The sequence below is a fragment of the Streptomyces sp. 1222.5 genome, from assembly GCF_900105245.1.
Classification (GTDB): Bacteria; Actinomycetota; Actinomycetes; order Streptomycetales; family Streptomycetaceae; genus Streptomyces; species Streptomyces albidocamelliae.
Genome location: NZ_FNSZ01000001.1, coordinates 6,127,706 through 6,142,649 on the forward strand (window position 1 = coordinate 6,127,706; position 14,944 = coordinate 6,142,649).

General features: G+C 70.7%; 17 protein-coding genes. 9 read left to right on the plus strand and 8 right to left on the minus strand.

What is annotated here, in order from left to right; genetic code table 11:
• Positions 1-5: 5 nt before the first annotated feature.
• Complete coding sequence (locus BLW57_RS27665; RefSeq protein WP_093478198.1) at positions 6-278, plus strand: hypothetical protein; 273 nt, start codon at positions 6-8, stop codon at positions 276-278.
• Between the two features lie 19 nt (positions 279-297).
• Here BLW57_RS27665 and BLW57_RS27670 read toward each other — a convergent pair whose 3' ends face one another.
• The 4 genes from BLW57_RS27670 to glnA all read right to left on the minus strand — a co-directional run bounded on the left by BLW57_RS27670 (position 298) and on the right by glnA (position 3,923).
• Complete coding sequence (locus tag BLW57_RS27670) at positions 298-882, minus strand: PspA-associated protein PspAB (protein ID WP_093478199.1); 585 nt, start codon at positions 880-882, stop codon at positions 298-300.
• A 45-nt stretch (positions 883-927) separates the two neighbouring features.
• Positions 928-1,848, minus strand: coding sequence for a zinc metalloprotease HtpX (htpX, locus tag BLW57_RS27675; protein ID WP_093478201.1), 921 nt, complete (start codon positions 1,846-1,848; stop codon positions 928-930).
• A 132-nt stretch (positions 1,849-1,980) separates the two neighbouring features.
• Complete coding sequence (locus tag BLW57_RS27680; protein ID WP_093478202.1) at positions 1,981-2,235, minus strand: SCO2583/SCO2584 N-terminal domain-containing protein; 255 nt, start codon at positions 2,233-2,235, stop codon at positions 1,981-1,983.
• A gap of 278 nt (positions 2,236-2,513) precedes the next feature.
• On the minus strand, positions 2,514-3,923 hold the full coding sequence (gene glnA, locus BLW57_RS27685; protein ID WP_093478204.1) for a type I glutamate--ammonia ligase: 1,410 nt from the start codon (positions 3,921-3,923) through the stop codon (positions 2,514-2,516).
• A gap of 210 nt (positions 3,924-4,133) precedes the next feature.
• Here glnA and BLW57_RS27690 point away from each other — a divergent pair, with 210 nt between their 5' ends.
• Positions 4,134-4,601 carry an RDD family protein gene (locus BLW57_RS27690; RefSeq protein ID WP_093478205.1) on the plus strand — a complete coding sequence of 156 codons (468 nt, stop codon included), beginning with the start codon at positions 4,134-4,136 and terminating at the stop codon, positions 4,599-4,601.
• 113 nt (positions 4,602-4,714) lie between these two features.
• On the opposite strand, the gene BLW57_RS27695 is transcribed toward BLW57_RS27690, so the two are convergent.
• On the minus strand, positions 4,715-6,361 hold the full coding sequence (locus BLW57_RS27695; RefSeq protein ID WP_093478207.1) for an FAD-dependent oxidoreductase: 1,647 nt from the start codon (positions 6,359-6,361) through the stop codon (positions 4,715-4,717).
• Positions 6,362-6,556: 195 nt separating this feature from the next.
• Here BLW57_RS27695 and BLW57_RS27700 point away from each other — a divergent pair, with 195 nt between their 5' ends.
• The 7 genes from BLW57_RS27700 to BLW57_RS27730 are packed head-to-tail and all read left to right on the plus strand — an operon-like array spanning position 6,557 to position 11,722.
• Positions 6,557-7,642 carry a SchA/CurD-like domain-containing protein gene (locus BLW57_RS27700; RefSeq protein WP_093478208.1) on the plus strand — a complete coding sequence of 362 codons (1,086 nt, stop codon included), beginning with the start codon at positions 6,557-6,559 and terminating at the stop codon, positions 7,640-7,642.
• A gap of 58 nt (positions 7,643-7,700) precedes the next feature.
• Positions 7,701-8,102 (plus strand): cupin domain-containing protein, encoded by a 402-nt coding sequence (locus BLW57_RS27705; RefSeq protein WP_093480919.1) that lies wholly within the window; start codon positions 7,701-7,703, stop codon positions 8,100-8,102.
• The gene (locus BLW57_RS27710; protein ID WP_093478210.1) at positions 8,099-9,358 is read left to right on the plus strand and encodes a beta-ketoacyl-[acyl-carrier-protein] synthase family protein; all 1,260 of its coding nucleotides are present in this window, start codon (positions 8,099-8,101) and stop codon (positions 9,356-9,358) included. The genes BLW57_RS27705 and BLW57_RS27710 overlap by 4 nt, the downstream gene beginning before the upstream one ends.
• A 7-nt stretch (positions 9,359-9,365) precedes the next feature.
• On the plus strand, positions 9,366-10,610 hold the full coding sequence (locus tag BLW57_RS27715; protein WP_093478212.1) for a ketosynthase chain-length factor: 1,245 nt from the start codon (positions 9,366-9,368) through the stop codon (positions 10,608-10,610).
• A gap of 20 nt (positions 10,611-10,630) precedes the next feature.
• Positions 10,631-10,885: an acyl carrier protein gene (locus BLW57_RS27720; RefSeq protein WP_073893207.1), complete on the plus strand. Its 255-nt coding sequence runs from the start codon at positions 10,631-10,633 to the stop codon at positions 10,883-10,885.
• Between the two features lies 1 nt (position 10,886).
• Positions 10,887-11,366 carry an SRPBCC family protein gene (locus BLW57_RS27725; protein ID WP_093478213.1) on the plus strand — a complete coding sequence of 160 codons (480 nt, stop codon included), beginning with the start codon at positions 10,887-10,889 and terminating at the stop codon, positions 11,364-11,366.
• Positions 11,367-11,389: 23 nt separating this feature from the next.
• Positions 11,390-11,722: a TcmI family type II polyketide cyclase gene (locus BLW57_RS27730; protein WP_093478215.1), complete on the plus strand. Its 333-nt coding sequence runs from the start codon at positions 11,390-11,392 to the stop codon at positions 11,720-11,722.
• A 75-nt stretch (positions 11,723-11,797) separates the two neighbouring features.
• Here the strand turns inward: BLW57_RS27730 and BLW57_RS27735 are convergent, their stop codons facing one another.
• From BLW57_RS27735 to BLW57_RS27745, 3 genes are all read right to left on the minus strand, one after another.
• Positions 11,798-12,793, minus strand: a complete 996-nt coding sequence (locus BLW57_RS27735) for a methyltransferase (RefSeq protein ID WP_093480920.1) — start codon at positions 12,791-12,793, stop codon at positions 11,798-11,800.
• 130 nt (positions 12,794-12,923) lie between these two features.
• Positions 12,924-14,024, minus strand: coding sequence for a right-handed parallel beta-helix repeat-containing protein (locus BLW57_RS27740; RefSeq protein WP_093478217.1), 1,101 nt, complete (start codon positions 14,022-14,024; stop codon positions 12,924-12,926).
• Between the two features lie 221 nt (positions 14,025-14,245).
• On the minus strand, positions 14,246-14,935 hold the full coding sequence (locus BLW57_RS27745) for a DUF4191 domain-containing protein (RefSeq protein ID WP_093478218.1): 690 nt from the start codon (positions 14,933-14,935) through the stop codon (positions 14,246-14,248).
• Positions 14,936-14,944: the final 9 nt, after the last annotated feature.

The window sequence follows — 14,944 nt, forward strand, 5'->3', positions numbered from 1 at the left end:
CCGAAATGCGTGGCATCGTCGCGTCCGGGACCGTCGTCCTGGTGATCCTCGGAATCGGGAACCATCTCTGGTGGCTCGCCGCCGTCGCGCTGCTCTATCTGTACGCGACGCACGGGCGCGGCTCGCCCGGCACACCGACCCCGCCCGCCGGAGCGGGCGCCGTCCCCGACAGCTACCGGACCTACCGCGAGCGCCGGGACCGGCAGGCCAGGTGGGAGCGCCGCTACCGGCGCGAGCGCCCCCTGCGGACCCGGCGGCAGGAACGGCAGAAGAGCTGATGAGCACGGGCGTCCCCGGTCACAGGCCGGGGGCGCCCCACACCGGGAACCAGCGGCTCAGGTCCTGCTCGATCCGCAGATCGTCCCCGAGCGCCGCCTTCACCCGCAGCTCCAGCGCGTTGTCCCGCCGCTCCGCGGCACCGGACAGCGGGGCGAACGGATAGAAGGTGCCGCGCTTGTAGAGGTAGACGAGCGCCAGCCGGCGCCCGGCGTCGTCCGTGAACCCGGCAAGAGAGCACAGCAGCTGCGGGCCGAACCCGTTGACCTCCATCGAACTGTTCACCGCGTGCAGGTCGTTGACCAGTTGGGGCAGCTGGTCGGGGGCCCGCCGGGACACCAGCCAGGAGTAGCCGAAGTCGTCCTGCCGCAGCTCCACCGGCGGGCCGCTGCGGTCGGCGTCCGCGTCGAGCAGCGCCTGGACCTCCCGGTGGGTCTGCTCGAAGGCCGCGCCCTCCACCGTGCCGAAGCACACCGCCCCGTGCCCGGTGGGCGTGAACCCGGCCGCCGCCTGGAGGGTGACGGCCGCCGAGGGCAGCGCGAACAGCTGGTCGAGATCCGGTGCGACCGGCTTCGTACGCCCCAGCAGGATGTCCAGCAGCCCCAACGCTCAGCCCGCCTTCCGCAGTGCCGTGTCCGTGCCGTACGTCCCTCAGCCCGCCGTCCCGGGGGCCGCGGGCTCGCCCAGCTCCGTGGAGATCCGGCCCAGCTGGTCGAGCCGCTGCTGCAGGGTCGGGTGGGTGGAGAAGAACCGCTCGATGCCGGGCTCCCTGCCCGTCGCCGGGGTGAAGTAGAACGCGTTGAACGCCTGGGCCGTGCGCAGATCCTTGGTCGGAATGCGCGCGATCTCCCCGGTGACCTTGGTGAGCGCCGACGCCAGCGCCGACGGGCGGCCGGTCAGGTGCGCGGCCGCCCGGTCGGCCGCCAGTTCCCGGTACCGGGACAGCGCGCGGATCAGCAGGAAGCTGAGCGCGTACACGGCCGCCGAGACACCGATCACGACGGCGAAGACGGCGGCCGTGTTCTGGTCCCTGCGGCCCCCGCCGAGCACCTGGGAGTAGAAGGCGAACCGCACGATCAGTCCCGCGATCACCCCGAGGAAGGACGCCACGGTGATCACGGCGACGTCCTTGTGCGCCACGTGCGACAGCTCGTGCGCGAGCACACCCTCCAGTTCGGCGGGCTCCAGCCGCCGCAGCAGGCCGGTGGTCACGCAGACCACCGCGTGGTCGGGGTTGCGCCCGGTGGCGAAGGCGTTCGGCATGTCCATCGCGGACACGGCGACCACCGGCTTCGGCATGTCCGCGATCGCGCACAGCCGGTCGACGACCGCGTGCAGCTCGGGGTACTCCTCGCGCTCCACCACCTGCCCACGCATCGCGAACAAGGCGATCCGGTCGGAGAACCAGAACTGCGCCACGAACATCGCCCCGATCAGGACGACCACCAGCAGCCAGGACTTCAGCAGCACGATCAGCGCGGCGACGAACCCCACGTACAGCAGTCCGAGCAGGAACAGCGTCACACCCATGCGCACGGTCAGTCGCCGGTCGCTCCGGAAGCGGCTCTGCATGTTGCATCACCCCGCAGTCACGCACTCGTCCCGCACTCCAGTGTGCACCTGCCGATTCCCATGAGGAGGTCGCGAACGGTCCTAGGAGCAGCAAAGACCGGTGGGGGTGCCCAGGGGGGGCCGGGTGTCCGCCTAGAAGGAGGCGTGCAGCTGCGCCCAGCCGATCACGATCATCACCACGGCCACGCAGCCGATCACCATGGCCGTCGACGCCCAGGACGTCCGGCGCGGGGGCGGGCCGGGGTCGGCGCGGAACGGCGCCGGGTCCGGCGGAGTCTCCTTCCAGCGCGCGGCGAGCATCCGGGCCCGGGCGGAGGGCTCCTTGTGCTCGGCCGAATTCGCCCAGCTGTGATCGAACTCGCGCTCCCAGTCGTCCAATTCCGCCATCCCCGTTTCCTTCTCCCTCGTCCGACAGAGTCCGGAGGGATGATCCCCCGACAATAGGAATGCTGGGAAGCGGGAAAGGTTGCACACCGGTCCGAAGACGGCGGGCCGGCACCTCCACCTACCCCGTTCCGGGTCGGCAGGACCAGGAGGGCAGTGCCCCGTGGACCGGACGGACCCGCGTCGAAAAAGCCGGTGGCCGGCTCTCCCGTGGGGGAGAGCCGGCCACCGGCCCACAGACGGTCCAGGTGCGCGGATAGCCGCGCCGACCTGGGGTGATGTCACACGTCGAAGTAGAGCTCGAACTCGTGCGGGTGCGGACGCAGCTGCAGCGGGGCGATCTCGTTGGTGCGCTTGAAGTCGATCCACGTCTCGATCAGGTCGGACGTGAAGACGTCGCCCTGGAGGAGGAACTCGTGGTCGGCCTCGAGCGAGTCGAGGACGGCGTTCAGCGAGGTCGGGACCTGGGCGACGTTCGCGTGCTCCTCGGGAGCCAGCTCGTACAGGTCCTTGTCGATCGGCTCGGCCGGCTCGATCTTGTTCTTGATGCCGTCCAGACCCGCGAGCAGCAGGGCCGAGAAGGCCAGGTACGGGTTGCCGGAGGAGTCCGGTGCGCGGAACTCGACGCGCTTGGCCTTCGGGTTCGAGCCGGTGATCGGGATACGCATCGCGGCGGAGCGGTTGCGCTGCGAGTACACCAGGTTGATCGGCGCCTCGAAGCCCGGCACCAGGCGGTGGTACGAGTTCACCGTCGGGTTGGTGAAGGCGAGCAGCGACGGGGCGTGCTTGAGGACGCCGCCGATGTAGTAGCGGGCGGTGTCCGACAGGCCCGCGTAACCGGCCTCGTCGTAGAACAGCGGGTCGCCGTTGCTCCACAGCGACTGGTGCACGTGCATGCCCGAGCCGTTGTCACCGAAGATCGGCTTCGGCATGAAGGTCGCGGTCTTGCCGTTGCGCCAGGCCACGTTCTTCACGATGTACTTGAAGAGCTGGAGGTCGTCCGCGGCGGCGAGCAGCGTGTTGAACTTGTAGTTGATCTCCGCCTGGCCGGCGGTGCCCACCTCGTGGTGCTGGCGCTCGACCTTCAGACCCTGCTTGTCCAGCTCCAGGGAGATCTCGGCGCGCAGGTCGGCGAAGTGGTCGACCGGCGGGACCGGGAAGTAGCCGCCCTTGTAGCGGACCTTGTACCCGCGGTTGTCCTCCAGAGCGCCGGTGTTCCAGGCACCCGCCTCGGAGTCGATGTGGTAGAAGGACTCGTTCGCCGAGGTGGCGAAACGCACGCTGTCGAAGACGTAGAACTCGGCCTCGGGGCCGAAGTACGCGGTGTCGGCGATACCGGTCGACGCCAGGTACGCCTCGGCCTTCTTCGCCACGTTGCGCGGGTCACGGGAGTACTGCTCACCCGTGATCGGGTCGTGGATGAAGAAGTTGATGTTGAGCGTCTTGTCCCGGCGGAACGGGTCGATGCGCGCGGTGGACAGGTCGGGGCGCAGAGCCATGTCCGACTCGTGGATGGCCTGGAAACCACGGATCGACGACCCGTCGAAGGCCTGCTCGTCGTCGGGGTCGAACGCCTCCGCGGGCAACGTGAAGTGCTGCATGACGCCCGGCAGGTCGCAGAAACGGACGTCGACGAACTTGACGTCCTCGTCCGCGATGTACTTCTTGGCCTCGTCGGCGTTCTGGAACATCCAGCTCCTCCTACTCCCGACCGTCGACGCCGGGGTGGTAGATCGTTCGTGCGGCCAGTGCGGTGGCACACGCTGGTCTCGACCCTAGGGACGGGTGATTTCTCGGGCGTGACCCGTTTGTTTCGCAGAAGTTAACCGGCCACGTGTCCACCGTAGCCCCGACACACCCCTGCGCGTAGTGCCCGAAACCGGGCGCAGTACCGTGGTCGGGTGGACAACAGGCAGGCAATCGGATCGTGGCTCTCCGGGCCCCGCGCGGCCATGGAGGACGCCGGAGCCGACTTCGGCTACCGGGGTGAGCAGCTCGGGCTCCCGGAGGAGGGACCGAACTCGCTCGCACGGCCCGGACGGCGCCTCGGCGCGATCGCCGTGGACTGGGCGCTGTGCGTCCTGATCGCATACGGCCTGATCACGCATGGCAACGGCCCCGCTACCGGCAACTGGGCGCTCGGCGTGTTCTTCGTGCTGAGCGTGCTCACCGTCGGCACCATCGGCTTCACCCCGGGCAAGCGTCTCTTCGGCATCCGGGTGGTCGCGCTGGAGACCGGCACGGTCAGCCCGCTGCGCTCCCTGCTGCGCACGGTCCTGCTCTGCCTGGCGATCCCCGCCCTCGTCTGGGACCGCGACGGCCGCGGCCTGCACGACCGGCTCGCGAAGACGGTCGAGGTGCGCATCTGACGCCTCCGCGTCGCCCGGGTCTCTGACATCGGGCTCGCCGCGGGGCCCCCGAGCGGCGAGAAGGCCACCCGCACCGACCGGTGCGGGTGGCCTTCCGCCTTGCGCACCCCGGCTCAGCCCGTGTGCAGCACCGCCGCCAGGACCTGCCTGAGCTCCGCCTCCGCGTCCGCCGCGGCTCCGGAGGCGCGCCAGGCGACGAACCCGTCCGGGCGGACCAGCACCGCCCCGTCGGGCACCGTGCCGTGGACCGCGCTCCAGTCCTCGCCGTCCGCGTCGTACGCCAGGTCGGCGTCCGCGACCGCTCCGAGACGGTACGCGTCCAGCCGTACCCCGTCCGTGCCGGCGATGCGGCGTGCCGCGGCGTGCCAGGCGGCGCCCGCGGCCGAGCCGGCGCCGCTGAGCAGCACCAGAGACCGCTCGTAGAGGTCGAGGGTGGAGAGCCGTTCGCCCGACCGGCGCAGCCACATGTGGGGCGCCCGGGTGCCCGGCTCCCCGGTCAGGCGCATCCCGTCGGGCACGACCGGCTGCGAGGGGTCGGCGCCCACGACGGCACCCTCCGGGTAGCGGTAGCCGAGGACGACGTTGAGGATGCCGCCGCGCTTCCCGCCGCCGATGCCGGGGGCGGGGGCGAATCCGGGGTGGCTGTGCTCCACGGACCGCGCCGAGGCGCGGGCGCTGGTGGCCAGGGCCACGGGCCGGCGCTCGGTGTCGTACGTGCCGAGCAGCCCCGGTCCGGCCCACCCGTCGAGGACGGCGGCCAGCTTCCAGGCCAGGTTGTGGGCGTCCTGGATGCCGGTGTTGGAACCGAAGGCACCGGTCGGGGACATCTCGTGCGCGGAGTCGCCCGCCAGGAACACCCGGTCGGCCGCATACCTCTCGGCGACGCGCTCCGCGGCACGCCAGGACGCCTTGCCGGTGATCTCCACGTCGAGGTCGGGGACACCGACGGCACGGCGGATGTGCCGGCGCAGCCGCTCCTCGGTGAACTCGTCGAGTGTCTCGCCGTTTTCGGGGTGCCAGGGGGCGTGGAAGACCCAGTGCTCCTTGTTGTCGACGGGCAGCAGCGCGCCGTCGGCCTCGGGGTCGGTGAGGTAGCAGCAGATGAAGCGCCGGTCGCCCACGACGTCGGCGAGCAGCTTGGACCGGAAGGTGACGCTGACGTTGGCGAAGAGGTCGCCGGGACCGGTCTGGCCGATGCCGAGCCGCCCCCGGACGGGGCTGCGCGGGCCGTCGGCCGCGACCAGGTAGTCCGCGCGGACCGTGTAGAGGTCGTCGCTGTCACGGTCGCGGACGTACGCCGTCACTCCTTCGGGGTCCTGGGCGAAGGACTCCAGCTCGTGGAAGTAGCGCAGGTCGCCGCCGAGTGCGCGGGCCCCCTTCAGCAGCACCGGTTCGAGGTCGTTCTGGCTGCACAGGCACCACCCCGTGGGGCTGAACCGCGCCAGCCCGCCGCCGGGGTCGATCTCCTTGAACAGCCACTCCCCGGCGTCGCCGGCGAGGGTCGGCGTCTGGAGGATGCCGTGGTTGTCAGCGAGGAGCGAGGCGGCCGTCTTGATGTCGGCTTCGACGCCGGCACCGCGGAACAGCTCCATCGTCCGCACGTTGTTGCCGCGTCCGCGCGGGTGGATCGAGGTTCCCGAGTGCCGCTCGACGAGCATGTGCCGTACGCCGAGACGGCCCAGGAACAGGGAGAGGGACAGGCCCACCAGAGAGCCGCCCACGACGAGGACGGGAACCTGGTGATCGGCTTTCTGCTGCATCAAGGACTCCTGAGGCAGTGGTGGGGGGTGAGGGGGTGTCGGAATCTCCATGCCCCCTGGGAGGGGTTACGCGTGCTCAATCACCCGCGTGGTTCACGCGAGTCGCGCACTCCGGAGGAGCGGCACAGGATCAAAAAGCGCTGACGTCGTGTCATCGGCGGCGGCCACCTCTGCCCCTGCGAAGGAGATGTCCACATGACCACCACACCGGAGAAGATTTCCGAAGAGCTGACGCGCCAGGTGTCGAAGAGGGTTTCCCAGTCCGTGTTCGACGGCTCCCGCCTCCGGGTGGTCCTGCTGGTGGACGTGTACGACGGCGCCCAGCAGCAGTTCCTGGAGGCCTACGAGGAGATGGGCAAGCAGGTCTCGTCCGTACCCGGACACATCAGCGACCAGCTGTGCCAGTCGATCGAGAACCCCTCCCAGTGGCTCATCACCAGCGAGTGGGAGAGCGCCCCGCCGTTCCTCGCCTGGGTGAACAGCGAGGAGCACGTCCAGATGGTGCAGCCGATGCACAGCTGCATCCGCGACACCCGGTCGCTGCGCTTCCACGTGGTCCGCGAGACGGGTGGCGAGAAGGCGAACGCCCAGGCCGCGCAGCGCAGGCTCCAGAGCTCCCCGCGGATCGGCGACGGAGTGATCCGGCACGCGCTCACCTTCACCGTCCGCCCGGGCAGCGAGAAGAAGGTCGCGGAGATCCTGTCGAACTACGCCTCGCCCGAGGCGCGGGTCGACGACACCACCCGCCTGTGCCGCACCTCCCTCTTCATGCACGGCAACCGGGTGATCCGGGCCATCGAGGTCCGCGGCGACCTGCTCGCGGCGCTGCGCCACGTCGCCCGGCAGCCCGAGGTCCGCGCGGTCGAGGAGGCCATCAACCCGTACCTGGAGCAGGAGCGGGACCTCAACGACCAGGAGTCCGCACGGGTGTTCTTCACCCGGGCGGCGCTGCCGGCCGTGCACCACGTCACCGCGGACGAGCTCCCCGAGGGCGAGCGGTACGCGCTGTACTACCCGGCCCGGCCGGGCTGCGGGATGGAACTCGCGGAGATCCTCGCCCGCCAGGACGAGTCCGCGGCCGAGGACCCGGCGGGCCCGGTGCTGGGCAGCACGATCTTCCAGCGGGACGACGTCGTCGTCCGGCTGGTCGACGTACGGCCCGGCCTGGGCGTCGACGCGGCCCTGCCGAAGGCCGGGGCCCAGGCCCCGCTCAGGGCCCTGCTGGACGGCGACACCGTCCGCATGGAGCTCATCACCGACCGCCGCTCGCCGGACGCCTGACCCGGCAGGCACAGCACACCAACGGAGGAACGTCGTGATCAAACCCCTTCCGAAGATCGTGGACCTCAGCGAGGTCGAGCCCAACACCCGGCGCGGCGGCGATCTGCGTGCCATGCTCACCCCGGCCACGGTGGGTTCCACCAGCGGCTTCATGGGCGTGGCCATCATCAACCCGGGCGACCGCATCGCCGAGCACTACCACCCGTACTCCGAGGAGTTCGTGTACGTCGTCTGCGGCCAGCTGGAGGTCGACCTGGACGGCGAGCCGCACCTGCTCCGGCCGGAGCAGGGCCTGATGATCCCCATCAACATGCGCCACCGCTTCCGCAACGTCGGCAAGGTGGAGGCGCGGATGGTCTTCCACCTGGGGCCGCTCGCCCCGCGGCCGGCCCTGGGCCACGTCGACACGGAGGAGACGGAGCCCGTCCCCGTCGCCGAGCGGGAACAGGTCCGCTCATGACCCGGCGCGTGGCGGTCACCGGCATAGGCATCGTGGCTCCGGGCGGGATCGGCGTGCCGGCGTTCTGGAATCTGCTGGCCGACGGCCGTACCGCGACGCGGGGCATCACGTTCTTCGACCCGTCCGGGCTGCGGTCCCGGATCGCCGCCGAGTGCGACTTCGACCCGGCCGCGTACGGCCTGGACGCCGACCAGATCGAGCGGGCGGACCGGTACATACAGTTCGCCCTGGTCGCGGGCGAGGAGGCGGTGCTGGACTCGGGGCTCGACCTCGGCCGGGAGAACCCCTGGCGGATCGCGGTCTCCCTGGGCACCGCAGTCGGCGGCACCACCCGGCTGGAGAGCGACTACGTGCTGGTCAGCCACCGCGGTGAGCGCTGGGACGTCGACCACACCGAGGCGCGGCCCCAGCTGCACCGGGCGTTCTCGCCGAGCACCGTGGCCTCCGCGGTGGCGGAACGTTTCGGCGCCCAGGGGCCCGTGCAGACCGTGTCCACCGGCTGCACCTCCGGCCTGGACGCCGTCGGCTACGCCTTCCACACCGTCCAGGAAGGCCGGGCCGACATATGCATCGCGGGGGCGTCGGACTCCCCGATCTCGCCGATCACCATGGCGTGCTTCGACGCGATCAAGGCCACGTCCCCGAACAACGACGACCCCGCACACGCCTCCCGGCCCTTCGACAACGACCGTGACGGGTTCGTCATGGGCGAGGGCGGCGCGGTGCTCGTCCTGGAGGAGCTGGAGCACGCCCGGGCTCGCGGCGCCCACGTGTACTGCGAGCTGGGCGGCTACTCCACCTTCGGCAACGCCTACCACATGACCGGCCTGACCAAGGAAGGTCTGGAGATGGCGCGGGCCATCGAGACCGCCCTGGACCAGTCGCGGCTCGACCCGACGGCGATCGACTACGTCAACGCGCACGGATCCGGCACCCGCCAGAACGACCGCCACGAGACGGCGGCCGTGAAGAAGGCGCTCGGCCACCACGCCTACGACACCCCGATGAGCTCCATCAAGTCCATGGTGGGGCACTCCCTCGGGGCGATCGGCGCCATCGAACTGGTGGCGTGCGTGCTGGCCCTCACCAAGCAGGTCGTACCGCCGACCGCCAACTACGAGATCCCCGACCCCGAGTGCGACCTGGACTACGTCCCGCGCGTCGCCCGCGAACGGAAGCTGAGCAGCGTGCTGTCCGTGGGCAGCGGATTCGGCGGCTTCCAGTCCGCGGTGATCCTGACCCGGCCGAGGGAGTGAGGACACGATGAGCGAACCACAGGACCGGCGTGCGGCCGTCACCGGAATCGGGGTGGTCGCGCCCAACGGCACCAGCACCGACACCTTCTGGAAGGCCACCCAGGAGGGCCTCAGCGTCCTCGGCCGGGTCACCCGTGAGGGCTGCGAGGACCTTCCCCTCAAGGTGGCCGGCGAGGTCCGCGCCTTCGACCCGGCCGACACCATCGAGGAGCGCTTCCTCGTCCAGACCGACCGGTTCACGCACTACGCCATGGCCGCGGCCGACTTCGCCCTGGAGGACGCCCGGCTCGGCCAGGCCGACACCTCCGAGGCGCCGTACTCCATCGGCGTGGTCACCGCCGCCGGCTCCGGCGGCGGCGAGTTCGGCCAGCGCGAACTCCAGCGACTGTGGGGCAAGGGCAGCCGGTTCGTGGGCCCCTACCAGTCCATCGCCTGGTTCTACGCGGCGAGCACCGGCCAGGTGTCCATCCGGCGCGGCTTCAAGGGGCCCTGCTCGGTCGTCGCCTCCGACGAGGCCGGCGGCCTGGACGCCCTGGCCCACGCGGCACGGGCGGTACGGCGCGGTACCGACGTGATCGTGGCGGGCTCCACCGAGGCGCCGCTCGCCCCGTACTCGATGGTCTGCCAGCTCGGCTACGACGAGCTGAGCCGCGAGACGGACCCGTCCCGGGCCTACCGCCCGTTCACGGACGGGGCGTGCGGGTTCGTGCCGGCCGAGGGCGGCGCGATGCTCGTGGTCGAGGCCGCCGGTGCCGCGCGGGAGCGCGGTGCCCCCGTCCGGGCGGTCGTGGCGGGCCACGGTGCCACCTTCACCGGCGCCTCCCGCTGGGCGGACACCCGGGAGGGTCTCGCCCAGGCCGTCCGGCAGGCGCTCGCGGAGGCCGACTGCGCCCCCGAGGAGATCGACGTCGTCTTCGCCGACGCGCTCGGGGTGCCGGAGGCGGACCGGGCCGAGGCGCTGGCGCTCGCCGACGCCCTCGGCGCGCACGGCACCCGGGTGCCGGTCACGGCCCCGAAGACGGGGACCGGCCGCGGCTACTGCGCGGCTCCCGTGCTGGACACCGCGGCGGCCGTGCTCGCGATGGAACACGGCCTGGTCCCGCCGACGCCGAACGTCTTCGACGTCTGCCACGACCTCGACCTCGTGACGGGCCGCGCCCGGGTCGCCGAACTGCGGACGGCGCTGGTCCTCAGCCGTGGACTCATGGGGTCCAACTCGGCACTGGTGCTGCGGCACGGCGCCGCGCACTGAGCACAGCAAGGAGGAAGCACATGTCGCAGATCACCGTGGAAGAACTCGCCGCGCTGATGAAGAAGGCCGCCGGGGTGACCGTCAGCCCGCAGCAGCTCACGGAGAAGCCGGACACCGGCTTCGACGTCCTCGGCGTCGACTCGCTGGGCCTGCTCGGCATCGTCGGCGAGCTGGAGAACGCGCACGGCACCCCGATGCCGGTCGACGCCGAGCGCTGCAAGACGCCCCAGCAGTTCCTGAACCTCGTCAACACCACCCTGATGGCAGGAGCCTGAGATGGCAGGACACACCCAGAACGAGATCACCATCGCCGCCCCGCTGGACCTGGTCTGGGACATGACCAACGACCTGGAGCGGTGGCCGCAGCTGTTCAGCGAGTACGCGTCGGTGGAGATCATCTCCCAGCAGCGCAACCGGACGAAGTTCCGGCTGACCATGCACCCGGACGACAACGGCACCGTGTGGAGCTGGGTCTCCGAGCGTGAGCCGGACCGCGACACCCTCACCGTCAAGGCGCGCCGGGTCGAGACCGGGCCCTTCGACCACATGGACATCCACTGGCGGTACGAGGAGGTCCCCGCCGGCACCCGGATGGTGTGGACGCAGGACTTCGCGATGAAGCCGGACGCACCGGTCGACGACGAGTGGATGACCGACAACATCAACAAGAACTCCAAGGTCCAGATGGCCCTGATCCGGGACAAGATCGAGAAGGCGGCCGCCGGTCACCGGCCCGCCCCGGCGCTGGCCGACTGAGCCGGACGACAGGAGAAGAGACCGTGCACCAGGCCCTGATCGTCGCCCGCATGGCCCCGGGTTCCGCCCCCGACATCGCCAAGGTGTTCGCGGAGTCCGACCGGGGAGAGCTGCCGCACCTCGTCGGAGTCGTCCGGCGCAGCCTCTTCCAGTTCGGCGACGTGTACATGCACCTCATCGAGTCCGAGCGCGACCCGGGACCGGCGATCGCCAAGGTCACCTCGCACCCCGAGTTCACCGAGGTCAGCAAGCGCCTCACGGCGTACGTCAGCGCGTACGACCCGGAGACCTGGCGGTCCCCCAAGGACGCGATGGCCCAGCGCTTCTACCTCTGGGAGCGCGACGCCCGCGGCTGATCCTCCGTCCGGCCACCGGTGCCGGGCCCGCGTCCGACGCGGGCCCGGCACCGGTGTTCTCGGGGGGAAGTGCGCTCACGCGGGGACGATGCAGTCGAACGCGTGCAGGTAGGGATTGACCGGCCGGATGTCGTTGACGGTCAGGCCCGCCGCCTGCAGCCGCTCGACCATGCTTTTCGTGGTGTGCTTGGCGCCGCCGACGTTCATGAGCAGCAGCAGGTCCATGGCGGTGCTGAACCGCATCGACGGGGTGTCGTCGACGAGGTTCTCGATGACCACGACCCGGGCGCCGGGGCCGCCCGCACCGATCACGTTGCGCAGCAGCCTGGCCGTGGACTCGTCGTCCCACTCCAGGATGTTCTTGATGATGTAGACGTCGGCGTCGACCGGGACGGACACCCGGACGTCGCCCGGCACGATGTCCGCCCGGTCGGCGAGGTCGCCGCCCGGCCGCAGCCGTGCCACCGCGTTCTCCACCACCCGCGGCAGGTCGAGCAGATGGCCCCGCATCGCCGGGTACTTGTCCAGCAGGCTGGCCACCACGTGGCCCTGGCCGCCGCCGATGTCCGCGACGGACGAGCTGCCGGACAGGTCGAGCAGCGCGGCGACGTCACGGGCCGACTGCTCGCTGGAGGTCGTCATCGCCCGGTTGAAGACGTCCGCCGACTCGGGGGCGTCCTCGTTCAGGTAGACGAAGAACTCCTTGCCGTAGAGGTCCTCGATCACGTTCCGGCCGGAGCGCACCGCCTCGTCCAGTTTGGGCCAGGCGTCCCAGGTCCAGGGCTCGGTGCACCACAGCGAGATGTAGCGCAGGCTGTTCGGGTCGTCCTCGCGCAGCAGACGGGACATCTCGGTGTGGGCGAACGTCCCGTCCGGCCGCTCGGCGAAGACGCCGTAGCAGGACAGGGCGCGCAGCAGCCGGCGCAGCGGCTTCGCTTCCACCTTCACCGAGGCGGCGAGGTTCTCGACGGTCATGGGGGCGTCCCCGAGTGCGTCGGCGACGCCCAGCCGGGCGGCCGCGCGGACGGCGGCGGCGCACGCCGCCCCGAACACGAGCTCTCGCAGCCGCATCGACGGCGGAGGGGTGGGGGCCGCCCCCTGGGCGGACGGGGCCGAGAGCTCGGGGGATGGTGCGGTCATGTGCCGCCTTCCTTCCTTGCGTGGGTCTGGTACGGCGCGTGGGTCGGGTACGGCCGTCCGGTCAGCACAGGCCCGCGGGCTTCGAGGCCCGGCAGGAGTTGCCGTCGAACGCGTTGGCGCTCTTGGTGGATTCCTGGTTGACGAGGTCCGCCGGGGAGTTCTCCTCCAGCCAGTTGCCGGTGATCCGGTTCCGCTCGCTGGTGACGCCCACGAAGCTCTTGAACAGGACGATGCCGCCCGAGAGCGGGGACTTGCCGGAGTGGCCGGTGACCACGTTCCGCGTCACCAGGGCCTTCTCGGTACCGGTCAGGACGATGCCGGAGCCCTTCAGGTAGGGCAGCCGGGCGGTCTTCGCGCAGTACTTGTTGTTCCGCACGACGTGGTTGCCGGTGACGGTAAGGCTGCCCGCCTTCGGCTTGTTCTCGTCACCGACGACGAACACGCCCGCGCAGTTGCCGGTGACGTAGTTGTGCGTGACGGTGAGGTTGCGCAGGCGGCGCACGGTGACGCCGATCCGGTTGTCCTCCAGGCGGTTGCGCTCGACCACGGCACCCTTGCTGTCCGTGGCGCCTTCCTCGGCCTTCACGTTGTTGGCGAGGAACAGGCCCGCGTCACCGTTGCGCCGGGCGGTGTTCTCCCGGAACACACCGCGGGTGGAGTGCTCCTGGGCGATGCCCCACTGGCCGTTGTCGTCGGCGGTCACCCGTTCCACGGTCAGCCGGTCGGTGCCCATCGACCACAGGCCGATCCTGCTGAATCCGCTCACCTTCAGGTCGGCGACGGTGACGTTCTTCAGGGGGGTGTTCTTCCCCCCGACCACGCAGACGCCGTTGCCGCCCTCGAGGCAGCTGACGGAGGCCTTGGCGCCCCGTGCCGACTTCGCGGAGTGCGCCACGGCCTTCTTCTTCACCGGCTCGATCACCGTGCGGGGGCCCACGCCCCGCAGGGTCAGTCCGGGCGTCTTGACCGTGACGCTCTCGTGGTAAGTGCCGGCCAGCACGAGCACCGTGTCGCCGGTCTTGGCGGCGTCGACCGCCTTCTGGATGGACTCACCAGGATTCACCACATGGATCCGGTGGGCGGCCGAGGCGGGGGTGGTGCCGGCCAGGGCGCCGATGAGTGCCGTCGTGCATGCGAGGTACGAGATATGGCGTTTTGTCACATTCGGCAGGCTACGAGCGCATGAGCCGATTACCGGCTGGATACTCCGTTCGGCGGCGTGTCATCCGTGCGCGGGCGGGCCCGGCGCACCGTCCGGAGGGTGCCGTCCGGCGGGCGGATACGACAACGGCGCCGACGACGACGCGGCGCCCACCCGTCCGGACCGCAGTCCGGAGCAGGTGGGCGCCGCGTCACAGTCGGCGAGCCGCCGGGGTCGCCGGGTCAGCGCCCCTTCGGCATCCGCATGCCCTTGGGCATCGGCCCCTTGGGCACCGGCATGTTGCTCATCAGGTCGCCCAGGGCGCGCAGCCGGTCGTTGGTGGCGGTCACCTGGGGGCCGGTCAGCACGCGCGGGTACTTCAGCAGGGTCGTGCGCAGCTTCTTCAGCCCGACCTGGCCCTCGCCGTCACCGACGATCACGTCGTGCACCGGGACGTCCGCGACGATGCGGTTCATCTTCTTCTTCTCGGCGGCCAGCAGGCTCTTCACCCGGTTCGGGTTGCCCTCGGCGACGAGCACGATGCCGGCCTTGCCCACCGCCCGGTGCACCACGTCCTGGCTGCGGTTCATCGCCACCGCCGGGGTGGTCGTCCAGCCCCGGCCGATGTTGTCCAGCACGGCCGCCGCGGCGCCCGGCTGGCCCTCCATCTGGCCGAAGGCGGCGCGCTCGGCCCGGCGGCCGAACACGATCGCCGTCGCCAGCAGGGCGATCAGCAGGCCGAAGATGCCCACATAGACCGGGTGGCCGATCAAGAAGCCGATCGCGAGGAAGACACCGAGGGTGCCGATGCCGACGGCCGCGAGTACAAGACCGATCTTCTTGTCGGCCTTGCGGGTCATCTTGTACGTAAGGGCGATCTGCTTCAGTCGCCCTGCGTTCGCGGCGTCCGCCGCGATTTCCTTCCTCGCCATGCCACGAAG

What these genes read in the sequence shown, in the direction of transcription:
- BLW57_RS27665 (WP_093478198.1), top strand. Translation starts at nt 6, where the DNA reads ATGCGTGGCATCGTCGCGTCCGGGACCGTCGTCCTGGTGATCCTCGGA.
- htpX (WP_093478201.1), bottom strand. Translation starts at nt 1,848, where the DNA reads ATGCAGAGCCGCTTCCGGAGCGACCGGCGACTGACCGTGCGCATGGGT.
- BLW57_RS27680 (WP_093478202.1), bottom strand. Translation starts at nt 2,235, where the DNA reads ATGGCGGAATTGGACGACTGGGAGCGCGAGTTCGATCACAGCTGGGCG.
- glnA (WP_093478204.1), bottom strand. Translation starts at nt 3,923, where the DNA reads ATGTTCCAGAACGCCGACGAGGCCAAGAAGTACATCGCGGACGAGGAC.
- BLW57_RS27695 (WP_093478207.1), bottom strand. Translation starts at nt 6,361, where the DNA reads ATGCAGCAGAAAGCCGATCACCAGGTTCCCGTCCTCGTCGTGGGCGGC.
- BLW57_RS27700 (WP_093478208.1), top strand. Translation starts at nt 6,557, where the DNA reads ATGACCACCACACCGGAGAAGATTTCCGAAGAGCTGACGCGCCAGGTG.
- BLW57_RS27710 (WP_093478210.1), top strand. Translation starts at nt 8,099, where the DNA reads ATGACCCGGCGCGTGGCGGTCACCGGCATAGGCATCGTGGCTCCGGGC.
- BLW57_RS27715 (WP_093478212.1), top strand. Translation starts at nt 9,366, where the DNA reads ATGAGCGAACCACAGGACCGGCGTGCGGCCGTCACCGGAATCGGGGTG.
- BLW57_RS27720 (WP_073893207.1), top strand. Translation starts at nt 10,631, where the DNA reads ATGTCGCAGATCACCGTGGAAGAACTCGCCGCGCTGATGAAGAAGGCC.
- BLW57_RS27725 (WP_093478213.1), top strand. Translation starts at nt 10,887, where the DNA reads ATGGCAGGACACACCCAGAACGAGATCACCATCGCCGCCCCGCTGGAC.
- BLW57_RS27735 (WP_093480920.1), bottom strand. Translation starts at nt 12,793, where the DNA reads ATGCGGCTGCGAGAGCTCGTGTTCGGGGCGGCGTGCGCCGCCGCCGTC.
- BLW57_RS27745 (WP_093478218.1), bottom strand. Translation starts at nt 14,935, where the DNA reads ATGGCGAGGAAGGAAATCGCGGCGGACGCCGCGAACGCAGGGCGACTG.